23 protein-coding genes and 4 tRNA genes are annotated in these 25,601 nt (G+C 44.8%); 25 read left to right on the forward strand and 2 right to left on the reverse strand.

Features of this window, described 5'->3' with window-relative positions:
• Positions 1 to 76: 76 nt before the first annotated feature.
• Entirely contained in the window at positions 77 to 790 is a 714-nt protein-coding gene (locus ACTHRG_RS20860) for a DUF554 domain-containing protein (protein WP_076262927.1), read from the forward strand.
• A 406-nt stretch (positions 791 to 1,196) separates the two neighbouring features.
• Here ACTHRG_RS20860 and ACTHRG_RS20865 read toward each other — a convergent pair whose 3' ends face one another.
• The gene (locus tag ACTHRG_RS20865; protein WP_076262930.1) at positions 1,197 to 1,544 is read right to left on the reverse strand and encodes a DUF4260 domain-containing protein; all 348 of its coding nucleotides are present in this window, start codon (positions 1,542 to 1,544) and stop codon (positions 1,197 to 1,199) included.
• A gap of 302 nt (positions 1,545 to 1,846) precedes the next feature.
• Positions 1,847 to 2,476 (reverse strand): spore protease YyaC, encoded by a 630-nt coding sequence (yyaC, locus tag ACTHRG_RS20870; protein ID WP_076262932.1) that lies wholly within the window; start codon positions 2,474 to 2,476, stop codon positions 1,847 to 1,849.
• 277 nt (positions 2,477 to 2,753) lie between these two features.
• Between yyaC and ACTHRG_RS20875 the strand changes: the two genes are divergently transcribed.
• From ACTHRG_RS20875 to ACTHRG_RS20990, 24 genes are all read left to right on the forward strand, one after another.
• Positions 2,754 to 3,644: a mechanosensitive ion channel family protein gene (locus ACTHRG_RS20875; protein ID WP_076262934.1), complete on the forward strand. Its 891-nt coding sequence runs from the start codon at positions 2,754 to 2,756 to the stop codon at positions 3,642 to 3,644.
• A 2-nt stretch (positions 3,645 to 3,646) separates the two neighbouring features.
• Positions 3,647 to 3,844, forward strand: a complete 198-nt coding sequence (locus ACTHRG_RS20880; protein WP_035328295.1) for a DUF951 domain-containing protein — start codon at positions 3,647 to 3,649, stop codon at positions 3,842 to 3,844.
• A gap of 27 nt (positions 3,845 to 3,871) precedes the next feature.
• Positions 3,872 to 5,866 carry a molybdopterin-dependent oxidoreductase gene (locus ACTHRG_RS20885; RefSeq protein ID WP_076262936.1) on the forward strand — a complete coding sequence of 665 codons (1,995 nt, stop codon included), beginning with the start codon at positions 3,872 to 3,874 and terminating at the stop codon, positions 5,864 to 5,866.
• 163 nt (positions 5,867 to 6,029) lie between these two features.
• On the forward strand, positions 6,030 to 7,130 hold the full coding sequence (gene ychF, locus ACTHRG_RS20890; RefSeq protein WP_035328291.1) for a redox-regulated ATPase YchF: 1,101 nt from the start codon (positions 6,030 to 6,032) through the stop codon (positions 7,128 to 7,130).
• A 184-nt stretch (positions 7,131 to 7,314) separates the two neighbouring features.
• Entirely contained in the window at positions 7,315 to 7,602 is a 288-nt protein-coding gene (gene rpsF, locus ACTHRG_RS20895) for a 30S ribosomal protein S6 (protein ID WP_076262938.1), read from the forward strand.
• 36 nt (positions 7,603 to 7,638) lie between these two features.
• On the forward strand, positions 7,639 to 8,151 hold the full coding sequence (ssb, locus tag ACTHRG_RS20900; RefSeq protein ID WP_076262941.1) for a single-stranded DNA-binding protein: 513 nt from the start codon (positions 7,639 to 7,641) through the stop codon (positions 8,149 to 8,151).
• A gap of 58 nt (positions 8,152 to 8,209) precedes the next feature.
• Complete coding sequence (gene rpsR / locus ACTHRG_RS20905) at positions 8,210 to 8,449, forward strand: 30S ribosomal protein S18 (RefSeq protein ID WP_009332461.1); 240 nt, start codon at positions 8,210 to 8,212, stop codon at positions 8,447 to 8,449.
• Between the two features lie 201 nt (positions 8,450 to 8,650).
• On the forward strand, positions 8,651 to 9,586 hold the full coding sequence (locus ACTHRG_RS20910) for a YybS family protein (RefSeq protein WP_076262946.1): 936 nt from the start codon (positions 8,651 to 8,653) through the stop codon (positions 9,584 to 9,586).
• A gap of 31 nt (positions 9,587 to 9,617) precedes the next feature.
• Complete coding sequence (locus ACTHRG_RS20915; protein ID WP_076262949.1) at positions 9,618 to 11,591, forward strand: DHH family phosphoesterase; 1,974 nt, start codon at positions 9,618 to 9,620, stop codon at positions 11,589 to 11,591.
• Positions 11,588 to 12,034: a 50S ribosomal protein L9 gene (gene rplI, locus ACTHRG_RS20920; RefSeq protein WP_035328283.1), complete on the forward strand. Its 447-nt coding sequence runs from the start codon at positions 11,588 to 11,590 to the stop codon at positions 12,032 to 12,034. Before ACTHRG_RS20915 ends, rplI begins: the two co-directional genes overlap by 4 nt.
• A 185-nt stretch (positions 12,035 to 12,219) precedes the next feature.
• Complete coding sequence (dnaB, locus tag ACTHRG_RS20925; RefSeq protein WP_076262951.1) at positions 12,220 to 13,584, forward strand: replicative DNA helicase; 1,365 nt, start codon at positions 12,220 to 12,222, stop codon at positions 13,582 to 13,584.
• 203 nt (positions 13,585 to 13,787) lie between these two features.
• A complete protein-coding gene (locus ACTHRG_RS20930; RefSeq protein ID WP_048010217.1) occupies positions 13,788 to 15,080 on the forward strand; it encodes an adenylosuccinate synthase in 1,293 nt (430 codons plus the stop codon).
• The gene (locus ACTHRG_RS20935) at positions 15,065 to 15,256 is read left to right on the forward strand and encodes a hypothetical protein (protein WP_076262954.1); all 192 of its coding nucleotides are present in this window, start codon (positions 15,065 to 15,067) and stop codon (positions 15,254 to 15,256) included. The genes ACTHRG_RS20930 and ACTHRG_RS20935 overlap by 16 nt, the downstream gene beginning before the upstream one ends.
• Before the next feature lie 477 nt (positions 15,257 to 15,733).
• A tRNA-Lys gene (locus ACTHRG_RS20940) sits at positions 15,734 to 15,809 on the forward strand.
• A 15-nt stretch (positions 15,810 to 15,824) separates the two neighbouring features.
• A tRNA-Glu gene (locus ACTHRG_RS20945) sits at positions 15,825 to 15,896 on the forward strand.
• A gap of 61 nt (positions 15,897 to 15,957) precedes the next feature.
• Positions 15,958 to 16,034: transfer RNA gene (locus tag ACTHRG_RS20950), tRNA-Asp, on the forward strand.
• Positions 16,035 to 16,186: 152 nt separating this feature from the next.
• A tRNA-Phe gene (locus tag ACTHRG_RS20955) sits at positions 16,187 to 16,259 on the forward strand.
• Positions 16,260 to 16,626: 367 nt separating this feature from the next.
• A complete protein-coding gene (locus ACTHRG_RS20960) occupies positions 16,627 to 18,105 on the forward strand; it encodes a peptidoglycan DD-metalloendopeptidase family protein (protein ID WP_076259550.1) in 1,479 nt (492 codons plus the stop codon).
• Between the two features lie 229 nt (positions 18,106 to 18,334).
• Positions 18,335 to 19,042 carry a response regulator YycF gene (gene yycF / locus ACTHRG_RS20965; protein WP_048010220.1) on the forward strand — a complete coding sequence of 236 codons (708 nt, stop codon included), beginning with the start codon at positions 18,335 to 18,337 and terminating at the stop codon, positions 19,040 to 19,042.
• A gap of 8 nt (positions 19,043 to 19,050) precedes the next feature.
• Positions 19,051 to 20,877, forward strand: a complete 1,827-nt coding sequence (gene walK, locus ACTHRG_RS20970) for a cell wall metabolism sensor histidine kinase WalK (protein WP_076259548.1) — start codon at positions 19,051 to 19,053, stop codon at positions 20,875 to 20,877.
• Positions 20,874 to 22,214, forward strand: coding sequence for a YycH family regulatory protein (locus tag ACTHRG_RS20975; RefSeq protein ID WP_076259546.1), 1,341 nt, complete (start codon positions 20,874 to 20,876; stop codon positions 22,212 to 22,214). Before walK ends, ACTHRG_RS20975 begins: the two co-directional genes overlap by 4 nt.
• Positions 22,201 to 23,013: a two-component system regulatory protein YycI gene (locus ACTHRG_RS20980; protein WP_076259544.1), complete on the forward strand. Its 813-nt coding sequence runs from the start codon at positions 22,201 to 22,203 to the stop codon at positions 23,011 to 23,013. Before ACTHRG_RS20975 ends, ACTHRG_RS20980 begins: the two co-directional genes overlap by 14 nt.
• Positions 23,014 to 23,020: 7 nt before the next feature.
• Positions 23,021 to 23,815 carry an MBL fold metallo-hydrolase gene (locus ACTHRG_RS20985; RefSeq protein ID WP_076259542.1) on the forward strand — a complete coding sequence of 265 codons (795 nt, stop codon included), beginning with the start codon at positions 23,021 to 23,023 and terminating at the stop codon, positions 23,813 to 23,815.
• 238 nt (positions 23,816 to 24,053) lie between these two features.
• Positions 24,054 to 25,280, forward strand: a complete 1,227-nt coding sequence (locus ACTHRG_RS20990; protein ID WP_076259540.1) for a S1C family serine protease — start codon at positions 24,054 to 24,056, stop codon at positions 25,278 to 25,280.
• Positions 25,281 to 25,601 lie beyond the last annotated feature (321 nt).

The following is a 25,601-nucleotide window of genomic DNA, read 5'->3' on the forward strand; positions in this document are numbered from 1 at the left end:
AAGATTGTAGGCTCAGACCTTTCGTGGTAATTTTAATAGAAAATAATTCGCATTGCGAAATAATAAGGTGAAGAGGATGTTTCTGCTAGGTACACTTGTGAATGGATTATTGATTATTATTGGAACACTGCTGGGGAAATTGCTCCATCGCATTCCCGAAAACATGAAGGGAACGGTCATGCATGCGATTGGCCTTGCGGTCATGGTGCTCGGACTGCAAATGGGCTTTAAAAGCGAGAATTTCCTCGTGGTGATTTTGAGCCTTGTGTTCGGAACGGTGATTGGAGAGTACTTTGCTCTCGAAGATAAACTCAACAAGCTTGGCGATTGGCTTGAAAGCAAAATTGGCTCCAAAGGACAAGGCAGCATTTCGCAGGGCTTCGTAACGGCTACACTTATCTTTGTCATTGGCGCTATGGCCATTATCGGAGCGCTTGACAGCGGCATCCGGGGCGACCACTCGGTGCTTTATACCAAATCGATTATTGACGGCTTCACCTCCCTCATCTTAACGACAACATTAGGAATCGGTGTGCTCTTTTCAGCTTTTCCGGTGATGCTGTATGAAGGACTCATTGCCCTTTTTGCCACCCAAATCGACCGGTTTGTCCCCCAGCTTCTGATGGACAGCTTTATCAAGGAAATGACCGCAACAGGCGGAATCATGATCTTTGCGATTGGACTGAATTTGACGGGCATTACGAAGATCAGGGTTGCGAACCTGCTTCCGGGAATTGTGGTCACGGGAATTATTGTGTCGGTTGTTTATTTTTATGGGATTTATTTTTAGATGAATGGTATGTGCACCGTGGGCACGGATGTTGGTGTGCTTGCGGTGCATTATTTATGCCGGTGAGGTGCTTTAAATGGCTGGAACCGCTTGAATTCACGAATTTAGTGCGTGAGATCCGAGCGCAAATCAGTTGTTTTTCGGGAAAAGGAGCGTGCTTGGCGGTTTATCTAACAGGCTGGGAATGTTATCTAGCATGTTTTGGGTTTTATCTAACAGGTTTGTGAATTTATCTAGCATGTTTTGAATTTTATCTAACAAGTTTCGGGTTTTATCTCACATTTGGCCCTATTTCCCCATGAAATCGAACGCGAAAATGATTTCACATCACTATTCACCATGCAAAAAGGGCTTAGAGAGTTCTAAACCCTTTTTTATGTGCTAAAGCTGGCTGTGAGTAAAAAACTTAAACTCTATTTAAATGTGTATCTTTGAAATTAGTTGAATATTTAAGCCCGTATCCAATTGCTCTATCCATTCCTATATGAGCTGACCAAATTACTCCTATCGCCATCACCAGCTGATTCGATAGAAGTAAACCTGCTATTACAATAGTAATCGACAAACTATAAGTATGAAAAATATTATAGCATTTCGCTCCAACATTATTGTTAATTAAATACCCTATCATTGAAATGTCAGGTGCCAGCAATAAAATGAAAAACATCCACCAACTGTATTCATATAACGCATAAAGATATACACTTAACACTAAAACTGCCAGCCCTTCCATGTGCAACAAAATTTTATTCAACTCTATTTTCCCTCACTTTTCAATGTAATGATAAAGTAATCGCCTTTTTTAAAGAGGCTTAAGTACATTACATCACAAAGTCTACGATATTAACATATTTATCCAAGTAATTTGATAGTAACCATATACTAAATCACAAAAAATCACACGCCCTCCAATAACTGAAAAATGACCTGTGAATTGATGTGTTATTTTATTGAAAAATGTTCCATTGATATAACAAGGAAAATCGAACGGTGAATTCCATGTTTACACCTCTTACGGCAAGCCGCAGGCTCACTCCCCTGCGGCTTTCCACTCTATTATGGTGTCTGCTCACGGTTCAGTTCCCACTTAAATGCAGGCCATGCCGGCGCTGTCCGGTGGGTCAGGCTGGCTTCATAGATCCCCTCCGCGATGGTTTTCGCCATTTTCAGGACGAGATTGAGCCTTGTGTTCTGGAGGACGAAGAATTCCATGAATCCGCTGACGTTGACGATGCCGGTGATGTGCATGTCCCCTACTTCCGGCAGGTCTTTATTGACTCCGGCGCCCGGCTTGACGGGTCCGTCTCCAATTTGGATGACTCCGACGCTTTTCAGGCGGCCCAGACATGCGTCGATTCCGATAATAAAGGGATTGAAATGCTTCTTTTTGATTTCGTTCAGTTTATCTTCCAGGTTCACGGCATGGATCGGGTCCTCCAATGTTCCGTATACATGGAAGGATGAAATGGATTTTTCCTCAAGGAGTGTGCCGACCAGCGGACCTAATGAATCACCTGTTGAGCGGTCTGTGCCAATGCAGACAAACACGATCGGACGGCAGCCGATGCCCGCAGGCAGAATATTCTTCAGCTCAGCAGCCAATTTTTCTGCAGAGTTTGTTTCTTCATGCGAGATTCTGGCAGAAGCCCCGCCTTTTTTGTCAAACAAGTTTGGTTTGAAGTTCATATAGGTCCACTCCCTTTTTAATCCTTGCCATGCCCGAAAAACAAGTATTTATACGTTTTTAACAGTATACGGAATTTTTGTGTAATCTATACATACCTGTATTATTTAATCGTTAAACAATCGGGTTTTTAACTGTTAAGCCATGAGAAAAATTGATAAAATAATTTTGTTTTACAGAGGGATTCGCACTGAGGGGCAAGATGCAGTATAATTTCATTCAAGCAATGGGCTTGAATTGCTTTCTGATTATTTTCACTAAATATGAGCAGGTGAAACCATGAGTCCTATTGAAAAAATGATAAACGGCATGATAGATAAGATTTCGAATGAAGAAACGTGGATAACCATTGGGGAAGGCATCTTTAAAGTTATGGCGATTCTGATCGTGACGAGCATCCTGATCAGGATCGGCAAGCTGGCCATCCGCAATATTTTTAAGGTGAGGACGCCGTCAAGGCTCCGAATCTCAGAGCGCAGGGAAGCCACCCTTCTGAAGCTGCTGGAGAATATGCTCACCTATGTGGTGTTTTTCGTTGCGGCGATCATGATATTATCGGTGCTGACAATTGATGTAAAAGCCCTTTTGGCCGGTGCCGGAATCGTCGGATTGGCTGTTGGGTTTGGGGCACAAAGTCTTGTAAAGGACATTATCACCGGATTTTTCATCATTTTTGAAGATCAGTTTTCAGTTGGAGATTATATCCGGATTGATCAATTTGAAGGAACCGTAGAAGAAATCGGGTTGAGGACCACCAAGATTAAAAACTGGACGGGTGAAGTTCATATCCTTCCGAACGGAAGCATTATGCAGGTGACTAATTTTTCATTAAATAATAGTGTGGCATTTGTGGATGTCAGCATTGCGTATGAAGGCGATATTGTGAAGGTTGAACAGGTCCTTCAGGAATTATTCGAAAAGCTCCCGGAAAAATATGAGGATATGGTCAAGCCGCCGGAAATTCTGGGCATCCAAAATATGGCGGCAGCTGACGTGATGCTGCGTGTAGTTTCAGAGACACTGCCAATGAGGCACTTTTATATTGCGCGCCAGCTGCGGAAGGAAATTAAGCTTTGTTTAGATGAGCATGGCATTGAAATTCCGTTCCCGCGCCTTGTGATGTACACACGGAATGAACAGGATAACCCAAAACTGAATGCGGAGGGATAAACATGGAGCAAAAAGAATTTGATTTACATGATGTGGTGGAAATGAAAAAGCCTCATCCATGCGGAGCTAACAAATGGAAAATCATCCGAATGGGGGCAGATATCCGCATTAAGTGCGAAGGCTGCGGACACAGCGTGATGATTCCAAGAAGGGAATTCGCCCGCAAAATGAAGAAAATTCTTGTTAAGCATGAGGAATAAGAGACAAACTGCAGGGAGATGAGGTTGTTGGCACAAACATTCAAGTCAGCCTGTCCCCTAAACTGCTGGGACAGCTGCGGCTTTCATGTAACAGTTGAAGACGGTAAAGTGACAAAGGTAGATGGCGATCCGGACCATCCGATAACAAAGGGGAAAATTTGCGGCCGCGGCAGAATGCTTGAAAGCAGAACCAATTCTCCGGAACGCCTGCTTCATCCGCTGAAAAAGGCAGATGGAGAATTTGTGCCCATTTCCTGGGAGCAGGCTTTGCACGATATTTCCCTGAAAATGAAGGAGCTAAAAGAAACGGATGGAACCACTTCAATCCTGCACAGCCATGATTATGCCAATGGCGGTTTGCTGACGAACCTGGATCAGCGCTTTTTCAACTGTTATGGCGGCGTGACTGAATTAGTGGGGTCAATCTGCTGGGGAGCCGGCATCGAGGCTCAGAGCTCGGATTTCGGAGATGCGTACAGCCATGGGCCTGAAGATATATTAAACAGCAGGCACATTGTCGTCTGGGGCAGAAATGTTGCCCGCACCAATATGCACCTGTATCAAAGGCTGCAGGAGGCAAAGAAACAAGGTGCCAAGTTGTATGTAATTGATCCAATTTATAATGCGACGGCTAAAATGGCCGACCGCTATTTTTCCATTAAGCCTGGGATGGATGGCTGGCTTGCGGCCGGCATCATGAAGGAAATGCTTCGTCTGGGATTGGAAGATAGAAGTTTCATAGATAGCTATTCAGTTGGTTTTGAAGATTTGATTGAATTGCTCAAAAGTGTAACGCTTGAGGAAATCGCAGAGAAAACGGAAGTGCCTGCTGAAGTGATGACCGAGCTTGCAGTGGTGTATGGCGATCGCCCCGTGTCCACTTTCTTTGGCCTGGGCATGCAGCGATACGAGAATGGCGGGAACACGATCCGGCTGATGGATGCTTTGATTGCCGTGAGCGGCAATATTGGGATTCCGGGCGGTGGTGCAAACTATGCCAACAGACAGGTAGGACAGAGTTTTGATGCGGCTGCCCTCACCCTCCCTGAGCGAAAAACGGCTTTCAGGCAATTTACGATGATGCGGCAGGCAGAAGGGATTTTAACAGCAAAGGATCCTGAGATTAAGATGATCTTCGTTACGTGCGGAAATCCTTTAACCCAGGTGCCTGACTCTTCAAGGGTACGCGAGGCTTTTGCAACTGTTGAGACTGTTGTCGTGATGGAGCAGTTTATGACAGACACGGCTAAAATGGCAGATTACGTTCTGCCCGTCGCAACTGTGTTTGAACAGGAAGATCTCTATTATTCTTCCATGTACCATCATTATGTCAACCATGGCCCGAAGCTGGCTGAACCGCCAGGCGAAGCGAAGCCTGATTTATGGGTATGGACCGAGCTTGCCAAGCGTCTCGGATTCGGAGCTGATTTCGATTTTACAAGAGAAGAATTCATCAGCATGGGTCTCGGTTCGCTTAAAAAGCAGGGGATCACGCTTGATAGCATACGGAATGCCCATCATATGGAGCTTCCAGTTGATACGGTGCCTTGGAGAGACCGCCAGTTCAAGACGACAAGCGGCAAGTATGAATTTACCTCGTTCCGAAAGGGTTCCGAAAACAGGCTGACACTCGCTCTTCCCCGGGAAACAAAGTGGACCGATAAAGAGCGTGCCGAACAGTTTCCTTTTACCCTGCTGACGATTCATCCGCTCCGCTCCAATCATTCGCAGCATTATCACCTGTTGAAGCCGGAGCCTAAGGCAAAGGTGGAAATTGCCGATAATATTGCTGAAAAGCTTGGCCTGCAGGAGAACGATTACGTCAAAGTGTGGAATGACCGCGGAGAAATGAAGGGCTATGTCCATATTATGAAAAAAGCCCATCCGGATACCATCAATATCGATGAAGGCATCTGGGCAAAATTAGGCGGCCCCGTCAATAACCTTACATCCAGCAGGGAGTCGGACAACGGTCTTGGCAGCACATTGTATGACTGCCTTGTGAATATTGAGAAGGTTTAATAATAGCGGTGACAGGCACCTATACCAGTCAGGCAAAGTGGTATAGGTGCCTGTCACCTTTTCTTTACATTTCTCCGGCAACTATCTATAATTGTTAGAGGCTTGTTTAAATGAGAAACAATCGTATTTTTAATAGATGAAATAATGTTGAGGAGTGACTTGGATGGCTTTAACAGCTGGTATTGTAGGTTTGCCGAACGTCGGAAAGTCTACGTTGTTTAATGCAATTACCCAGGCGGGAGCGGAGTCTGCGAACTATCCGTTCTGTACAATTGATCCGAATGTGGGAATTGTGGAAGTGCCTGATCACCGTTTGAATAAACTAACTGAATTGGTTCAGCCGAAAAAAACTGTGCCAACGGCTTTTGAATTTACGGATATCGCCGGCATCGTAAAGGGTGCGAGCAAAGGGGAAGGTCTTGGGAATAAATTTCTGTCCCATATCCGTGAAGTGGATGCCATCTGTCAGGTTGTCCGCTGTTTTGCGGATGACAATATTACACACGTTGCGGGGAAAGTGGACCCGATCGATGATATCGAAGTCATCAACCTGGAATTGATTCTGGCTGATCTTGAGTCGGTTGATAAGCGAATTGGCCGTGTGAGCAAGCTGGCTAAGCAGAAGGATAAAGATTCTGTGATCGAGCTTGAAATTCTGGAGAAATTAAAAGAAGCGTTCGAAAATGATAAGCCAGCCCGTACTGTCGAGTTTACAGACGAGCAAATGAAGATTGTAAAAGGTCTTCACCTGCTGACAATCAAGCCGGTGCTTTACGTTGCAAACGTAAGCGAGGACGATGTAGCGGATCCTTCTTCTAACGAATATGTGCAGCAGGTAAAAGAATTTGCCGCAAAAGATAATGCGGAAGTCATCGTAATCTGTGCAAAAATCGAATCTGAAATTGCAGAGCTTGACGGGGAAGAAAAAGAAATGTTCCTTCAGGAGCTGGGCATCGAAGAATCCGGCCTTGATCAGCTGATCAGAGCAGCCTACAACCTGCTTGGACTGGCAACTTACTTCACAGCAGGCGTACAGGAAGTCCGTGCCTGGACATTCCGAAAAGGCATGAAAGCTCCTCAATGTGCGGGAGTGATTCACTCCGACTTTGAAAAAGGCTTCATCCGTGCAGAAACAGTTTCCTATGACGACCTTGTCGCTGCAGGAAACATGACAGCTGCGAAAGAAGCAGGAAAAGTCCGCCTAGAAGGCAAAGAATACATTGTTAAAGACGGAGATGTCATGCACTTCCGCTTTAACGTTTAATTATTTAGGGACCTCTATTTTTAGGGGTTCTTTTTTAATGATTCTTTCAAAATAATCTTCCATCTTCCAATTCACTCTAGTGTTATTGCTTTTGCATATTTAATGTGCTATAATTTCAACTTGTGAGTAATGTATATTGCTCCTTGCCCTTTGTGGGCCGTTAGACCAAAAGGAGGTGAAAGTGATGAGAAAGTACGAAGTTATGTACATCATCCGCCCAAACATTGAAGATGAGGCTAAAAAAGCCCTAGTTGAGCGTTTCAACACAATCTTAACTGACAATGGTGCGGAGGTTTCTGAATCAAAGGATTGGGGTAAGCGTCGCCTTGCATACGAAATCAATGATTTCCGCGATGGCTACTACCAGCTTATGAACGTTAATGCTGAAGCAACAGCTGTTGACGAGTTCACTCGTTTAGCTAAAATCAGCGAAGACATCATCCGTTACATCGTTGTTAAAGACGAAAAATAATAGATATAGACATTTTACCGAGAGGAGTTGATTCTGATGATGAACCGTGTTGTTCTTGTCGGACGTTTGACAAAGGATCCTGATTTGCGGTATACCCCGAACGGAGTTCCTGTCGCTTCATTCACTCTTGCCGTGAATCGTACTTTTACGAATCAGCAAGGTGAGCGGGAGGCAGACTTTATCAACTGTGTGGTATGGAGAAAGCCAGCTGAAAACGTAGCGAATTTCCTTAAAAAAGGAAGTCTTGCAGGTGTAGATGGCCGGATTCAGTCCCGCAGCTATGAAGGCCAGGATGGAAAGCGCGTTTACGTGACAGAAGTCCAGGCTGAAAGTGTGCAATTCCTTGAGCCGAAGAATAGTTCTGGCGGCCAGGGCGGCGGTAATCCGAACTACGGCGGTCCAAAAGATCAGGATTTCCCATTTGGAAATAACAGCAATCAGAATCAACGCCAGGATAATCGTAATCAGGGCAACTATACTCGCGTGGATCAGGACCCATTCGCAAATGACGGCCAAATCGACATTTCCGATGACGACCTGCCATTCTAATAGTGCCCGATTATGAACGGAAATATATAAAATAAAAAGCTAAAGGAGGTAACTGACCATGGCTGGAGGACGCAGAGGAGGACGTGCTAAACGTCGTAAGGTTTGCTTTTTCACTGCAAACGGAATCACTCACATCGACTACAAAGATGTGGATCTTCTAAAAAAATTCATCTCTGAGCGCGGTAAGATTTTACCACGTCGTGTAACTGGCACTAACGCTAAATACCAACGTAAATTAACGATTGCTATTAAGCGCGCTCGCCAAATGGCATTACTGCCATACGTTTCAGGTGAATAATTAATATGAAAAGACGCTGGTATCCGGCGTCTTTTTTATTATGTTCTCCTTTAGTACGGGGTTGTGTTAAAGTTAAAACCCCTTCTGAAATCGCGAAGGTTGAACCTGCATTTAATACTAGCTACAATAGAGCTTATATGGGTTCAAAAAGCCGGGAACAGATTTCCTCCTTTTTGGATACACAGTTTGAGGGGTGTATCAATGAATAATGTACATAAATTAACAGAAGGTGCCGTGCTTCTCGCAGTTTTCGCCGTGCTGCTTCTGATTTCGCTCTATGTGCCGATTCTCGGTACCGTTTCGGTTTTCTTCCTGGCTCTTCCGTTTATTATGTTTGCGGCAAAAAATAACCGGATGAGCGCGATTGTCTTTCTGACGGGAGGCGTCCTGCTTTCCCTGATTATCGGGTCCATCAAGGGGATTCCGCTTGCCCTGACATTCGGATTGACCGGTACGGTAATCGGTATTTTCATAAGGGAGAATAAAGGACGGGCTTCTTCCTTTATTGCGGGCACGCTTGTATTCCTTGCAGCCCTTTTGCTTCAGTATGCTGCAGCAGTTGCCTTTTTTAATATCAATATCATTAAAGAAGGCATCAGCATGATGGAAGAGTCCATTAAAATCTCACAAGGAATGCTCGAAGGATTCGGACAAAACGCAGATAAGGCAGTCGAGCAGCTGACAGCAGGCCTTAAAATGATTGAAACCTTAACGCCAAGTTTATTTGTCATGACATCGGTCATTTCTGTTTTTATCATTCAGCTTGTTTCCTTTCCGATCGCCAAACGATTCGGTATTAAGATTGAAGGCTTGAAGCCATTCAGGGAAATGAGCCTGCCGAAAAGCATATTATGGTACTATCTCATAACCATTATTGCTTCGTTCCTTTTTAATCCGTCAGAAGGAAGCTACTGGTTTATGGCCCTTGTCAATATTGCCTTCATTCTGCAGATTTTCATGGTCATTCAAGGCCTGTCCCTGATTTTCTTTTTCAGTCATTTAAAGGGGTGGCCGAAAGCGGTGCCTGTACTTGCTGCTGTATTTACATTTCTTATGCCATTTCTCCTTTATATTGTGAGGATATTAGGTATAATTGACTTAGGATTCGATTTAAGGCAAAGATTAGGAAAAAAGTGATGAACAACACTACTGTTTAGGAGCTGAAAACATGCCTTCGTATTTAGAAAAGCGGTCCATACGCTATCCGATTTTTGGATTGATGGGCATAACAGTGGTGCTTCTCGGTATATTGGCGTACTACAATTGGCTTTTTGCATTAATTGGGCTGTTTCTGGCCATCCTTCCTTTCTACTACCTTTTTCAGCTGAATCAAAAGCACCGGAAGGAGACGGAAGAATACATCTCTACCCTTTCCTACAGGGTGAAAAAAGTCGGCGAAGAAGCTCTGATGGAAATGCCGATCGGAATCATGCTGATTAATGATGATTATTACATTGAATGGACCAATCCCTTTTTAGCATCCTGCTTTGATGAAGATACGCTAGTCGGAAGATCGCTTTATGATGTCGCGGATTCGCTTGTTCCGCTTATCAAACAAGAAGTGGAAACAGAAATTATTACGCTTCATGACCGCAAATTCCGGGTGATCCATAAACCGGAAGAACGCCTTTTATACTTTTTTGATGTCACGGAACAAACTGAAATTGAGAAAATGTATCAGGAAGAACGGACAGTGATCGCCATCATCTTCCTTGATAATTATGACGAACTGACCCAGGCGATGGATGACCAGACGAAAAGCAGCCTCAACAGCCTGGTGACCCAGATATTGAATAAATGGGCACAGGATAATGGAGTCTTTCTGAAGCGGGTATCATCTGAGCGCTTTATCGCCGTATTTAATGAACATATTCTGCAGCTTCTTGAAAAAGGGAAGTTCACGATTCTAGATGATGTCCGGGAAACCACATCCAAGCAAAATGTTCCGCTTACGTTAAGCATAGGTGTCGGCACGGGGGTTTCCTCCCTTCCTGAGCTCGGTTCACTGGCCCAGTCCAGCTTAGATCTGGCATTAGGCCGCGGAGGAGATCAGGTGGCCATCAAGCAGACTAACGGGAAAGTCAAATTCTTCGGGGGCAAGACCAATCCTGTTGAAAAAAGAACCCGGGTCCGTGCACGCGTCATTTCCCATGCGCTGAAGGAATTGATTTCCGAAAGCGATAAAGTCATTATCATGGGCCACAAAAGCCCGGATATGGATGCAATTGGAGCCGCCATCGGGATTCAGAAGGTGGCGCGCCTGAATCAGCGTGAAGGCTATGTAGTGGTGAATTTCAGTGAACTGGATACAGGCGTCAGAAGGATGATGAAGGAAATTGAAAAGAATGAAGAACTCTTTTCAAAATTCATCACACCGGAACAGGCGATGGAAATCGCCACGGACGATACCCTGCTCGTGGTTGTTGATACCCACAAGCCATCCATGGTAATTGAGGAAAAGCTGCTTCATGCGATTGAACATGTGGTCGTCATCGACCATCATCGCCGCGCTGAAGAGTTCATTCATAATCCGCTGCTGGTTTATATGGAGCCATACGCTTCCTCTACAGCAGAACTGGTGACAGAGCTTCTGGAATATCAGCCGAAAAACGGCAGAATCGAAATGCTGGAAGCGACGGCACTGCTTGCCGGGATCATTGTCGATACGAAGAGCTTCTCACTGCGGACAGGATCGCGGACGTTTGATGCGGCTTCCTACCTGCGCGGACAGGGTGCAGATACCGTGCTCGTTCAAAAGTTCTTAAAAGAAGATGTAGATACCTACATCAAGCGGGCGAAGCTGATTGAAACCGTACAATTTTACAAAGAAGGCATTGCGATTGCCAAGGGTGAGCCGGATCAGATATTTGACCAGGTGCTGATTGCCCAGACGGCAGATACCCTGCTGACGATGGATGGCGTGGTTGCTTCATTTGTCATCTCAAACCGCTCTGAAAACATGATAGGGGTCAGCGCACGTTCCCTCGGGGATATCAATGTCCAGGTGATCATGGAAAACCTCGAAGGCGGCGGGCACTTAACAAATGCTGCCACACAGCTTCAGGATGCAACACTTGATGATGTTGAAGTCCGATTAAAAGAGGCTATAGATGAATACTTTGAAGGGAGAAAAAAGGAATGAAAGTAATCTTTTTAAAAGACGTTAAAGGCAAAGGGAAAAAAGGCGAAGTAAAAAATGTAGCAGATGGCTATGCACATAACTTTTTAATTAAGCAAGGGCTTGCTGTCGAAGCAAACCAATCGAGTATCAGCAGCCTGAATGCTCAAAAGAAGAAAGAAGAAAAGCTTGCTGCTGAAGAGCTTGCTGATGCAAAAAAACTGAAAGAAACACTTGAAAAGCTGACAGTTGAATTTACTGCAAAATCAGGTGAAGGCGGCCGCCTGTTCGGCTCCATCACAAGCAAGCAAATTGCTGAAGAGCTTCAAAAGAAGCACAGCATCAAAATCGACAAACGCAAGATCGAAATGGAAGATGCGATCCGCACACTTGGATACACAAAGGTTCCAGTCAAGCTTCATACTGAAGTAACGGCAACATTAAACGTACATGTAAAAGAAGCATAAAGCTAAGCTTCCATTAGTCGGATAAACTAATATTGGAAGTGGCTTTTGCCGATAAACATGTTAAAATAAAAGGGTTGATTAAAAATGTGATCAGTTTTTGCTGGTCACATTTTTTAAAGGGATTATAAGGGATTTTTATATAAATATAGATTTGCTTAATGTTTATTTTAAGGAGGTTTAATGAGATGAGTGATTTATTCGCGGATCGGCTCCCGCCTCAGAATATCGAAGCGGAACAGGCTGTGCTTGGGGCAATCTTTCTTGAACCCTCCTCTCTTACACAAGCATCTGAGATCTTGATACCTGAAGACTTCTACCGTGCGGCCCACCAGAAGATTTTCAATGTTATGCTGAAGCTGAGCGATCAGGGTAAAGCGGTCGACTTAGTGACCGTGACAGAAGAGCTCAGCGCAGCAAAACTGCTCGAGGATACCGGAGGGGTCAGCTATTTAAGTGAACTGGCCGGATCTGTTCCGACAGCGGCGAATATTGAGTACTATGCAAAGATCGTGGAAGAAAAATCACTGCTTCGCAGGCTGATCCGGACGGCGACGGGGATTGCACAGGACGGCTATACGCGCGAGGATGAAGTGGAAGTTCTGCTGGGGGAAGCAGAGAAAAATATCATGGAGGTTGCACAGCGCAAAAACGCCGGTGCCTTTCATAATATTAAGGATGTATTGGTGCGGACCTACGATAATATCGAGGAAATGCATAACCGTAAAGGGGATATTACAGGGATTGCGACTGGATTTACCGAGCTCGACCGCATGACAGCCGGCTTCCAGCGAAATGATCTCATCATTGTCGGTGCCCGTCCTTCCGTAGGTAAAACAGCCTTCGCCTTGAATATCGCGCAAAATGTGGCAACGAAAACCGGAGAAAACGTCGCGATCTTCAGTCTGGAGATGGGCGCCGAACAGCTGGTCATGCGTATTCTCTGTGCTGAAGGGAATATTGATGCCCAGAGACTTCGTACCGGCTCTCTGACAGATGAGGACTGGGGAAAGCTGACGATGGCGATGGGAAGCCTGTCAAATGCGGGTATTTTCATCGATGACACGCCGGGTGTCCGCATCCAGGATATCCGTTCCAAATGCCGCCGCCTCAAACAGGAGCAGGGGCTTGGCATGATTCTGATCGACTACCTGCAATTAATCCTCGGAAGCGGACGTTCAGGAGAAAACCGCCAGCAGGAAGTATCTGAAATCTCACGTTCCCTAAAACAGCTGGCACGTGAACTTCAGGTCCCTGTGATCGCACTGTCTCAGCTTTCCCGTGGTGTGGAACAGCGTCAGGATAAGCGTCCGATGATGTCAGACATCCGTGAATCGGGAAGTATTGAGCAGGATGCCGATATCGTGGCATTCCTGTACCGCGATGATTACTATGACAAAGAATCCGAAGATAAAAACATCATCGAAATCATCATCGCCAAGCAGCGTAACGGCCCGGTTGGAACCGTTCAGCTGGCATTCGTAAAAGAGTATAATAAATTCGTAAACTTAGAGAAACGCTTTGATGATTCATTCGCGCCGCCTGGTGCATAAAGAGGGCCTGCATATTGCAAGTCCTCTTTTTATATTTGTATTTTCATTGTTTCACGAACATATTTTCATATTTTTATTAAAATTGTTCGTGTTTTATTGACTATCACACATCACCTTGTTAAACTAAGATGGTTGAAATAAGTTACTTAATTAAAAATGAAAATAAATTTTAAAACCATGGGATTCCCGGAGGTGCTTGTTTAATGTCATCAGTAGTAGTAGTTGGAACACAGTGGGGAGATGAAGGGAAAGGAAAGATTACAGACTTCCTTTCTGAAAATGCAGAAGTAATCGCACGTTACCAAGGCGGAAACAATGCAGGACATACAATCAAATTCAATGGCGAGACATATAAGCTTCATTTAATTCCATCTGGAATATTCTACAGCGATAAAATTTGCACAATCGGAAACGGAATGGTTGTCGATCCAAAAGCGCTTGTAAAAGAATTGGCGTACCTTCATGACAAGGGAGTTACAACAGACAACCTGCGCATTTCAAACCGCGCACATGTCATCCTTCCTTACCACCTGAAGCTGGATGAAGTGGAAGAAGAGCGCAAAGGTGCAAACAAGATCGGTACAACGAAAAAAGGCATCGGTCCTGCTTACATGGATAAAGCAGCCCGCAACGGAATCCGCATCGCGGACCTTCTAGACCGTGAAGTGTTTGAAGAAAAGCTTGCGCGCAACCTGGAAGAAAAGAACCGCCTGCTTGAGCGCTTCTATGAAACAGAAGGATTCAAAATCGAAGACATCCTAGATGAATACTACGAATACGGCCAGCAAATCAAACATTATGTCTGCGACACGTCTGTTGTGCTTAATGATGCATTAGATGATGGCCGCCGCGTTCTGTTCGAAGGTGCACAGGGAGTTATGCTTGATATCGACCAGGGTACTTACCCATTCGTTACATCCTCTAACCCGGTAGCCGGCGGTGTAACAATCGGTTCTGGTGTTGGCCCTACAAAAATCAAGCATGTTGTCGGTGTATCAAAGGCCTATACAACTCGTGTAGGAGACGGCCCATTCCCGACTGAACTTGATAATGAAATCGGCAGCCAGATCCGTGAAGTAGGCCGTGAATACGGTACAACAACTGGACGTGCCCGCCGTGTCGGCTGGTTCGACAGCGTGGTTGTCCGCCATGCCCGCCGTGTCAGCGGAATCACAGATCTTTCTCTTAACTCCATCGACGTTCTGACTGGAATTGAGACATTAAAAATCTGTACAGCTTACCGTTATAACGGAGAAGTAATCGAAGAATTCCCTGCAAGCTTAAAAGTACTGGCTGAATGTGAGCCTGTATATGAAGAGCTTCCAGGCTGGACAGAAGACATCACAGGCTGCAAATCACTCGATGAGCTTCCTGCCAATGCCCGCCACTACCTGGAGCGCGTTTCCCAGCTGACAGGAATTCCATTATCCATCTTCTCAGTCGGCCCGGACCGCACTCAGACAAATGTAGTGTTAAGCCCATGGAGACAAAACTAATACTTGATTGGAAAAGCCCTGATTGGGGCTTTTCTTTTTTTGTGTGGCTGGACAAGGCGGGTGCGGTTGGTTTGGTTGTTTGGCCGCAGGTTCGGACTGTGGGAGGGGAAATTGCCGTCTTTGAGTCCGAAGTTGAGTCAGGTTCAGACAGAGAAAAGAGAAATGGCGGGTGCTGAGTCCGAAGTTAGGTCAAGTTCAGACAGAAAAAGGAGAAATTGGTGTTTTTGAGTCCGAACCCACATCTGATTTTTAATGGAGAAAAAATTAAAAAAGAGGAGTAAACAAAGAGAATTAGGGAAATGAATCCATAAACCGGGGAAAAGAACGCAAAAGAATACTCTTTTTAGGGAAAACCCATCCCAGCCAAGTGGCTGCAATCTAGCATTCAAACACCTACAGCTGCAGTCTTCCCAGCAAAAAAGAATTTTTTATAAAAAAGTTATTGCGCTTTTATAAAACTCTATGATATTATAAAAAGCGTCGCCAAGGTAGCAACCTTGGAAACACTAGAGCATGAGCCATTAGCTCAGTCGGTAGAGCAGATTGCAGCATCAGTGAATTGCTTCACCGAATAGCAATCTGTGACAAAGCACGCAGGGCTTTGGAACATCTGACTTAGCAGTATCAGGCTTTAGGCAACAGAATTTTAGTACGAGCCATTAGCTCAGTCGGTAGAGCATCTGACTTTTAATCAGAGGGTCGAAGGTTCGAGTCCTTCATGGCTCACCATTTATACTTTTTTATGGCCCCTTGGTCAAGCGGTTAAGACACCGCCCTTTCACGGCGGTAACACGGGTTCGAATCCCGTAGGGGTCATGGCGAATAACCGTCAGCAAACGGCTGGCAAGCCCAGCTTACTTGCTGGCGGTTATTATTTGGTCCGGTAGTTCAGTTGGTTAGAATGCCTGCCTGTCACGCAGGAGGTCGCGGGTTCGAGTCCCGTCCGGACCGCCATTTACATATTTAGACTCAAAACAAAATAAGGCTCAGTAGCTCAGTCGGTAGAGCACGACCGAATAAGCTCCCTTGAATCACTTCAGCGTACCGATTGCCAAATCGGGACGAAGGACGAAGCCAAACGTTGTTTAGGCATAATAATTTAATAAGGCTCAGTAGCTCAGTCGGTAGAGCAAAGGACTGAAAATCCTTGTGTCGGCGGTTCGATTCCGTCCTGAGCCATCCTAAGAAGGAGTATGTAACCAAGCATGCTCCTTTTTGTTATATTTCTGTAATATAAGAGCTTTTCTGAAGAAAGACCGTGTAATTTAGACGCACACTCTCCTCTATTTTTCGCAGTCCTAACAAACCCTTGCCAATAGGGATTATTTCCTATCCTTCATTCGACAAAAACCATCCACTTGCTTTGCCATTAAAAGTCATAAAATGTCAGCTATTATACAATTTTGTTACATTCCCGAGTCTCGTAATCTATTTGCTTTGCTATATGGTAAAGTAGGTATTGTGAAAAAATCAGACTCACAAAATCGTAGTTACATAGCACTATATGAAAGTGTTCTTTGTTACCGTAGTCTAGGGGGATGTAACCATGTTCAAATGGATGAAAAAAGGTACCTCATCATCAGAATTTACAGCGAAAAGCTTTAAGAAAACTATAAATAGAACGATTGCGGCCGGCTTTGCAGCGGCGGCTCTGACATTTGCAGGCGGCATATCCGCTTCTGCCAATGATGATAAGCTTGTAACCGTTTATTATGTCTATATGGGTGACGAATATATTGGAACGGTGTCGGATAAAAGTGTCATCGAAGAGTTGGCTGATAAAAAGATCAGTGAGGCTGAAGGTTCCCATAAGGGACTAAAGCTGGCGCTGGCATCGGAGCTTTCCTTTGTTCCTGAGCAGGTTTTTGAATCCAGCTCACAAGTGAATGAATCAGAAGCTGTGAATGGACTCAAAGACAAGATGGAAGTTCATGCCGAAGCAGCTGCCTTAGTGATTGGCGGCAAGGAAATCGCTTATATGGAAAATGAGGAGCAGGCAAAAGCGGCCCTCCAGAAAATCAAGACTTCCTATGTTTCAGAAAAAGACTTAAAGGCACTCGAAGATAGAAAAGCATCTTCTGCAATTCCTTTACCACAGCTGAAGGAAGATGAAACACGTCTTTTAGATGTCCGCTTTACGGAAGATGTATCCATCTCTGAATCAACCGTGAAACCGGACCAGATCATCAATGCAGAGGAGGCTGTAAAGCTTCTGCAAAAGGGAACCCTGGAGGAAAAGAAATATGTGGTTAAAGAGGGCGATGCACTAAGCAATATCGCCAGTGCCCATGATCTCGAGATGAAGCAATTGATCGAACTGAACAGCGGTCTTAAGAAGGATTCTGTCATTAAGGCAGGACAGGAATTAAATGTGACTGTCTACAAGCCGTATGTAAAAGTGTTAGCAGATAAGGAAGTTTTCAAAAAAGAAAAGATCGATTTTGAAAAAGAAGTCATCGAAGACAGCAGCATGCCTAAAGGCGAAACGAAAGTGAAGCAGGAGGGCAAGGAAGGCGTTCGTGCTGCAACTTATCTGATTACAGAAGAAAACGGCCAAACGGTCAAAAAAGAAGTAAAAGAAGAGAAGGTTCTTGAAGAGCCAGTGAAGCAGATTGTCATCAAGGGAACAAAGGTGATTCCATCCCGCGGTGGAGGCAGCTTTGCCTATCCGGCAGTTGGCGGTTATATCTCCAGTAAAATGGGATACCGCTGGGGCAAAATGCATAAAGGGATTGACATTGCAAGACCGAGCGACCGCACGATCAAAGCAGCCGATAACGGTACGGTTGTATCCGCAGGCATGGATGGCGGCTATGGCAATAAAATTGTCATCGACCATAACAATGGCTTCCGCACGATTTATGCCCATCTGGATTCCATCAGTGTCAGCGCTGGCCAAACCGTCTCAAAAGGCTCAAAAATTGGCATAATGGGAACTACTGGTGATTCAACCGGTGTCCACCTGCACTTCGAAGTATACAAAAACGGTAAAATGCAGGATCCGCTGAAATATATAAATAAATAATACACGCAAAAAAGTCTCTAGTTTTCATGCTAGAGACTTTTGTGGTTAAGAATAAGAAATAAAAACATCCAGCCTCTTGAGGTGTGTCGGAGGCAGGCAGGGCGCTCCCGCTTTTCGTAATAGGTGAATTCTCACTGTTAACATGGTAAAGTAAAGTAGAGAACATATGCATGAAACTGACTTCTACTGCTCGAAAAATAAATAAATGAGCAAGAAAAAGGAGATAGGTATGGATAAAAAAATTCTAGTTGTAGACGATGAAAAACCAATTGCAGATATACTGCAGTTCAATTTAAAAAAAGAAGGCTATGAAGTGGTGTGTGCCTATGACGGCAATGACGCCCTGGAAAAAGTAGAAGAAATCAAGCCGGATTTAATTTTGCTTGATATCATGCTTCCCCAGAGGGATGGCATTGAGGTTTGCCGCGAAGTGCGCAAGAAATACGATATGCCGATCATTATGCTGACAGCAAAGGATTCTGAAATTGATAAAGTTCTGGGTCTTGAGCTGGGTGCAGATGATTATGTTACAAAGCCGTTCAGCACGAGAGAATTGATTGCCCGTGTGAAGGCGAATATGAGGCGCCATCAGCAGGTTGCCAAGGCAGAGGAAGAAGATGAATCCAACGAAATCGAAGTGGGTTCACTGATTATCCATCCGGATGCCTACGTGGTTTCCAAACGCGGTGAGACGATTGAATTAACACACCGTGAGTTTGAGCTCCTTCACTATCTGGCCAAGCATATTGGACAAGTCATGACGAGGGAACATCTTCTTCAAACCGTATGGGGCTATGATTATTATGGTGATGTCCGCACAGTTGACGTAACTGTCAGAAGACTGCGGGAGAAAATCGAAGATAATCCAAGCCACCCGACATGGATCGTGACAAGAAGAGGAGTCGGTTATTACTTGCGGAATCCTGAACAGGAGTAAAAGGGTACATGGAAAAGGTGGGTTTTTTTCGGTCCATTCATTTGAAGTTTGTGATCATTTATGTTCTTCTCATCCTGGTAGCGATGCAGATTATCGGAGTCTACTTTGTCAGGCAGCTGGAATCGACCTTACAGGAAAATTTCAAAGATGCCATTCAGGAGAGGGTTAATCTTCTCAGCTATTATGTGGAGGAACAGATGACCAAGGTAAGGCTTCCCGATGAGGAGCCCTCGTCCCAGGAGGAAGATATCAGAAGGCTGTTAAGTGATTACAATTCGGCGGATATATCCGAAGTCCGTGTGGTTGATGAATCACTGAAAATTCTTGGCACCTCCGACCCCGATAATCAGGGGGTTGTCGGAGGAAGGTCTACCGATAACCTGATCAAGATGGCCATCGCCACCAAACAGCCGGTAACGGAGGATCTGGTTGACCAGGGACAGCGGATATGGGTTCTCGTCACCCCTATTAAAAATAATAATGGGGATGTCAACGGGGCTATCTATCTGGTTGCTAAAATAGAAAACATCTATGAACAGATGAGAGAAATAAATAATATTTTTACATCCGGAATCGCTATTGCGTTAGCCATCACAGCAATTCTGGGAATACTCCTTGCCCAGACGGTAACACGCCCGATTTCCGATATGCGGAAACAGGCGCTGGCCATGGCAAAAGGAAACTTCTCCCGTAAGGTTAAAGTTTATGGGTATGACGAAATTGGCCAGCTGGCCATTACTTTCAACAGCTTAACAAAGAAACTTCAGGAAGCTCACGCCACAACGGAAGGCGAACGGCGGAAATTATCCTCTGTTCTTTCCTATATGACAGATGGGGTCATCGCAACCGACCGGAAAGGGCGCGTCATTCTCATTAATGAGCCTGCAGCAAAAATGCTGAATGTTTCACGTGAAACGGTCCTGTCTTCACCGATTGTATCCCTTTTAGGACTTGAAGAGGATTATACCTTTGAAGAGCTGTTAGACGAGAAGGATTCAGTCATCCTGGATTACAGCAGCAAAACGAAAACGCTGATTCTCCGTGCGAATTTCTCGGTTATTCAAAAAGAAACCGGTTTTGTGAACGGCTTAATTACCGTTTTGCATGATATCACCGAGCAGGAGAAAATTGATATGGAACGCCGTGAATTTGTGGCGAATGTATCTCATGAACTCAGAACGCCGCTCACGACGATGAGAAGCTATCTGGAGGCTCTTGCAGATGGCGCCTGGAAAGATGAGGAGATTGCTCCGAATTTCCTGGATGTCACCCAAAATGAAACAGAGCGGATGATCCGCCTGGTTAATGATCTGCTGCAGCTTTCTAAAATGGACAGCAAGGATTACCGTTTAAGCAAGGACTGGATTGATTTCATTTTCTTCTATAATAGAATTATAGACCGTTTTGAAATGACGAAGCAGCAGAATGTTACATTTGAAAGAAGGCTTCCGGACCATTCGGCTTTTGTGGAAATAGATGAAGACAAGCTCACCCAGGTACTGGACAACATCATCTCAAATGCCCTGAAATACTCTCCGGAAGGCGGAAAGGTGACGTTTGGCATTGAGGAAAAAGATGAATTCATTGTCGTCAGCGTTTCTGACCAGGGTGTGGGGATACCAAAAGAAAATATTGAGCAGATTTTCGAGCGTTTTTACCGGGTGGATAAAGCCCGTACAAGAAAGCTTGGCGGAACAGGCCTCGGTCTTGCCATTGCGAAAGAAATGGTGGAAGCTCATGGCGGGAAAATTTGGGCAGCGAGTACAGAAGGGAAAGGGACAACGATTTCATTCAGCCTCCCATATGTTCGCTCGGAAGAGGATGATTGGGAATGAGATATGAAAACATAAAATCCATCATACTGACCATTCTAGTCGTGACAAGTGTCCTCCTGACCTGGAATCTCTGGACCTACCAGCCGACTTTTGAGCGAATTGAAAAAGAAGCAAACACCATTCAGGAAGTAACAATCGCGGAGAAAAAAGAAGTAAATCAGATCGTAAGACCGGACACCCTTCTATTCCATCTCGACGAAAAACAGACCTTTGGCACGGTCAGTCCTGGTGAGATTGATAAGGTTATAAACGAAATCAGTGATTGGAACTTTGCCGACTTTGAAAATATCACAGAGGAAGCTGACATCCTTCCATCGTTTGTTCATAATGAAGGAAAAGCGGTTCTGGCGTTTCAGGATTCTGTTCCGATTGACTTATACAAATCCGTCATTAAAATTGGCGATAAAAATCTCGCTGATTTTCAATTTGATCATATTGTTATTGATACCAGGCAAACAGGTAAAAAGGAAGGAATTGTTGATTTTGTCTCATTGGATAACCGGCAGATTTATCGAAGCCATGTGCCTGTTTCCTTTATTCAGAATTTCAAGAGCCAATACTTCAATCTGTCGGAATATAACCCGGAATACAGAGCCTATCTTGCTTATAAGCCATCTGATAAAAGAACCATTTATCTGCCCGCACAGGATACCAAAATGCTAAGATATCAATACCTCGAGAAAAAATTGGACTCTGAACAATACAAAAATGCCTTGTTCAGTGATCCGAGTGTCGTACAGAAAAGTTTTCAGCAATCAGAGGATGAATATAATGATACCTTAAGCCTGCTGAGGGTGAATTCTGATAAAAATACCCTTCGTTATATTAAACCGGCTGCCGGGGATAATCCGGCATTTCCGTCAGGCGACCTCCTGAAAAGGAGCATCGACTACATTAACGGACATTCGGGATGGACAGATAATTACCAATTCTCCGAAATAGATGAAGTGAACCATCGGGTTGTATTCCGGATGTATGAATCTTCAGGCTATCCTATTTTCAGCGATGATCCGAAACTGTCCGAGATCCGCCAGATTTGGGGGCAAAATGAAATTTATGAGTATGTTCGAAGCAGCTTCCAGCTTGGCGTGAGTACGGAAACGCCAACAGAAGTAACTCTCAGTTCCGGAAATCGCGTAATGGAGTATCTGTTGGCCCTGGACGGATTCAATCCTGAATTGCTGGAGGATGTAAGACTGGGGTATCAGATGATGCTGGTCAAGGAAGCGCAGACCACATTCATCCGCCTTGAGCCTTCCTGGTTTTACCGTTATGAAGGAACGTGGAAAAGCATTTCGCTTGATGAGACAGGGGGCATGAATAATGGATTGGAGTAAGATTAAAACAATCTTTATTTTAACCTTCCTGGTGCTGGATATTTACTTGATGTACGAGTTTTTTAAATTAAAGGAAGCCAGTGAATTTGAACCGGTCGCCCAGGCATCCCTGGAAAAACAGCTTAAGAGTGCCGAGATCACATTTGAGTCGCCCCTTCCGAAAAGCAACCCGAAAGACCGTTATTTGAGGGCTAAGCCGGTGGAATTTGATATTGAAGAGCTTGAGAGGCTGAAAGATACAAAGCTTGAAGGCCAGGATATTACGATTTCAGAAGGAACCACTTTGAATTCAGTCCTGGATGAGCCGATTAAAATCAGTGACAAATTCAGTCCATCCGAATTATCCGCTTTTATCAAAAACAGGGTGCTATATGGGGATCAGTACCGCTTCTGGGAAAAGCCTCATGACAGCAATAAAATCACGTATTATCAGGAATTTGAAGACAAAATGTTTTATATGAATTTGAATGGCGAGCTCACCTTTTATTTGAATGACGAAAATAAAATTGTCTCATATACGCAGACGCTTCTGGAAAAGATTGAGTCGAAGGAAGAAAGCGAAAAAGTCATTCAGCCGATAAAGGCTGTCGAGACCCTTTACAAGAATGGCTCGCTTCTGCCTAAGTCAAAAATTACAAATGTAGAGCTGGGATATTTCACCTTTGTGCATTTGAGCTCTTCACAATTATTGACGCCTGCCTGGCGATTTGTCATTAATGGCGAGGAGAATTTATTTGTGGATGCGTTTGAAGGGAAAATTATTCAGCTGAGTAACGAAGAGAAAAAAATAGTGGAGTGAGGAGAATATGTCTTTACAATTCAGCGTTCTCGCGAGCGGCAGTACAGGGAATGCGATCTTTGTCGAGACGGAGGGACATTCCTTTCTGGTTGATGCCGGTTTAAGCGGAAAGCAAATGGAAGGATTATTTCAGCATATTGGCCGGGACATCGGCAAGCTTTCAGGTATACTGGTGACCCATGAGCATAGCGACCATATCAAGGGTGTCGGGATTCTTGCCCGCAAGTATAACCTCCCGATTTATGCGAATGAAAAAACATGGCTGGCCATGGACGGACTGATTGGACAAGTCCCGGTTGATCAGAAGTTTCATTTTGATATGGAAGCAGTGAAAACATTCGGATCCCTGGATATTCAATCCTTCGGGGTTTCCCATGATGCGGCCGACCCGATGTTTTATGTGTTCCATCATAACGGGAAAAAGCTTGTTCTGATTACCGATACAGGCTACGTCAGCGACCGTATGAAAGGCCTGATTTCCAATGCAGAGGCTTACGTCTTTGAAAGCAATCATGATGTCCAGATGCTTCGCATGGGCCGCTACCCGTGGAATATAAAGAGAAGGATCTTAAGCGATGTCGGCCATGTATCCAATGAGGATGCAGCGCTGGCGATGAGTGAAGTGGCCGGCGACCGGACAAAGAGCTTTTATCTTGCTCATTTAAGCCAGGATAACAATATTAAAGATCTGGCGAGAATGTCTGTCGCCCAGACACTGGAAAGCCGAGGCATTATTGTCGGCGAACAATTCGACCTTTTTGATACCGATCCGAAGGTGCCGACGATTTTAACAGCCGTTTAAACATTAATCAGAAGAGGAATACACAGAGAGACAGCTGTCTTTCGTGTGTTCCTCTTTTTCTTTTTGAGGAAATTTTAATAAAGTATGAACAAAGTCGTAAGATTGCGTCAGCGAGTGCGTTTTTGTTAGATTTCTAAAAACAGAAGAGTATAATATTGGGTATAAAGGAAGACTAAGTTTTAGCATTTATATTAAAAACAGCCGTTTTTTTGCAAAAGAAAGAAAGGATGGGTGCAGTTTGGGCTATTATGATCAAGATCATCAGAACCGTTATAAAGGGCAAAAAGGCAACAAGGGCGGATACTTTCTGGCCAGCCTTGTTGGCATCATACTAGGGGCCATTCTGGTCGTGGTTGCAGTCCCAAAGCTGGCAGACTACGACGTGCTCCCTTATACGGTTGAACCGGATGAAAAGCTGCAGGATGAAGCAGCCGGGGACAATAATGCCAGGACGCAGAATATCTCAGTCGACGTGACAACCGATGTAACCAAGGCCGTCGACAAAGCCGGGGATGCGGTTGTAAGCATTACGAACATCCAGACAGCCGGCTTTTGGTCGAATGAAGGAAACGGCAGTGCCGGACAGCCTGCCGGAACAGGTTCAGGCGTTATTTATAAGAAGGAAGGAAATACAGCCTTCATCGTCACAAACCACCATGTGGTCGAAGGTGCTCAGGAATTGGAAGTAAGCCTGGAGGATGGCACCAAGCTGCCGGCAAGACTGGTTGGCAGCGATATTTGGACGGATCTTGCCGTGCTTGAAGTAGAAGCAAAGGAAATTAAAACAGTAGCCGAATTCGGCGATTCAGACGCACTGAAGCCAGGCGAGCCGGTCATTGCCATCGGAAACCCTCTTGGCCAGTTCTCCGGCTCTGTCACACAGGGAATCATCTCTGGGCTTGAGCGTGCGATACCGGTTGATATTGACCAGAATGGAACAGTAGACTGGCAGGCAGAGGTTCTGCAGACAGATGCCGCGATCAACCCGGGTAACAGCGGCGGAGCGCTGGTGAATATCAGCGGCCAGCTCATCGGCATCAACTCCATGAAAATTGCGGAGAGCGCCGTAGAAGGAATCGGATTGGCGATTCCCATTAACTACGCAAGGCCAGTCATTGATGACCTGGAAAAGTTCGGAGAAGTAAAACGTCCGTATATGGGCGTGCAGCTGGCATCTGTTAATGAGATTCCTGGCTACTACCAGCAGGAAGCACTGAAACTGCCGAAGGACGTGAAATCAGGTGTAGCCATCACATCTGTAGAACCGAATTCTCCAGCAGCACAGGCAGGACTGAAGGAAATGGATGTCATCGTTGAGATGGATGGACAGGAAATCAAAGACATCATTGAATTGCGCCAACATCTCTATACGAAAAAATCAGTTGGCGACAAGATGAAAATTAAAATTTACCGCGACGGCAAAACCCAGGAAGTAACGATGAAGCTGAGCGGGGAGACATTTTAATGAAATGGGAAAGCGATAATCGCTTTCCTGTTTTTTATTGTAGATGAAACATTAAATTGAACTATGAAAGCATTTTAGGAAAAGTTATCTGCATCCAGCGCCTAGCCCCTCGGGTCATAGGCCAAATCACTCCAGAAATCAGGATTACCTGCGTGATTCGTCTTATGCCTGTCGGACTTGCACAGGATGTGCTGACTTCAACGTTCGCCACAGGACGTGGCGGTTTTTAGTTGAAGATCATCTAATTTCAAGGCACTTCCGCTTTTGATTGTGTTTTGTTAGTATGAGATGTGGATAACTTAAATACATAAACGAAAATAA

Source organism: Cytobacillus sp. SAFR-174 (assembly GCF_051964675.1).
Classification (GTDB): Bacteria; Bacillota; Bacilli; order Bacillales; family Cytobacillaceae; genus Cytobacillus.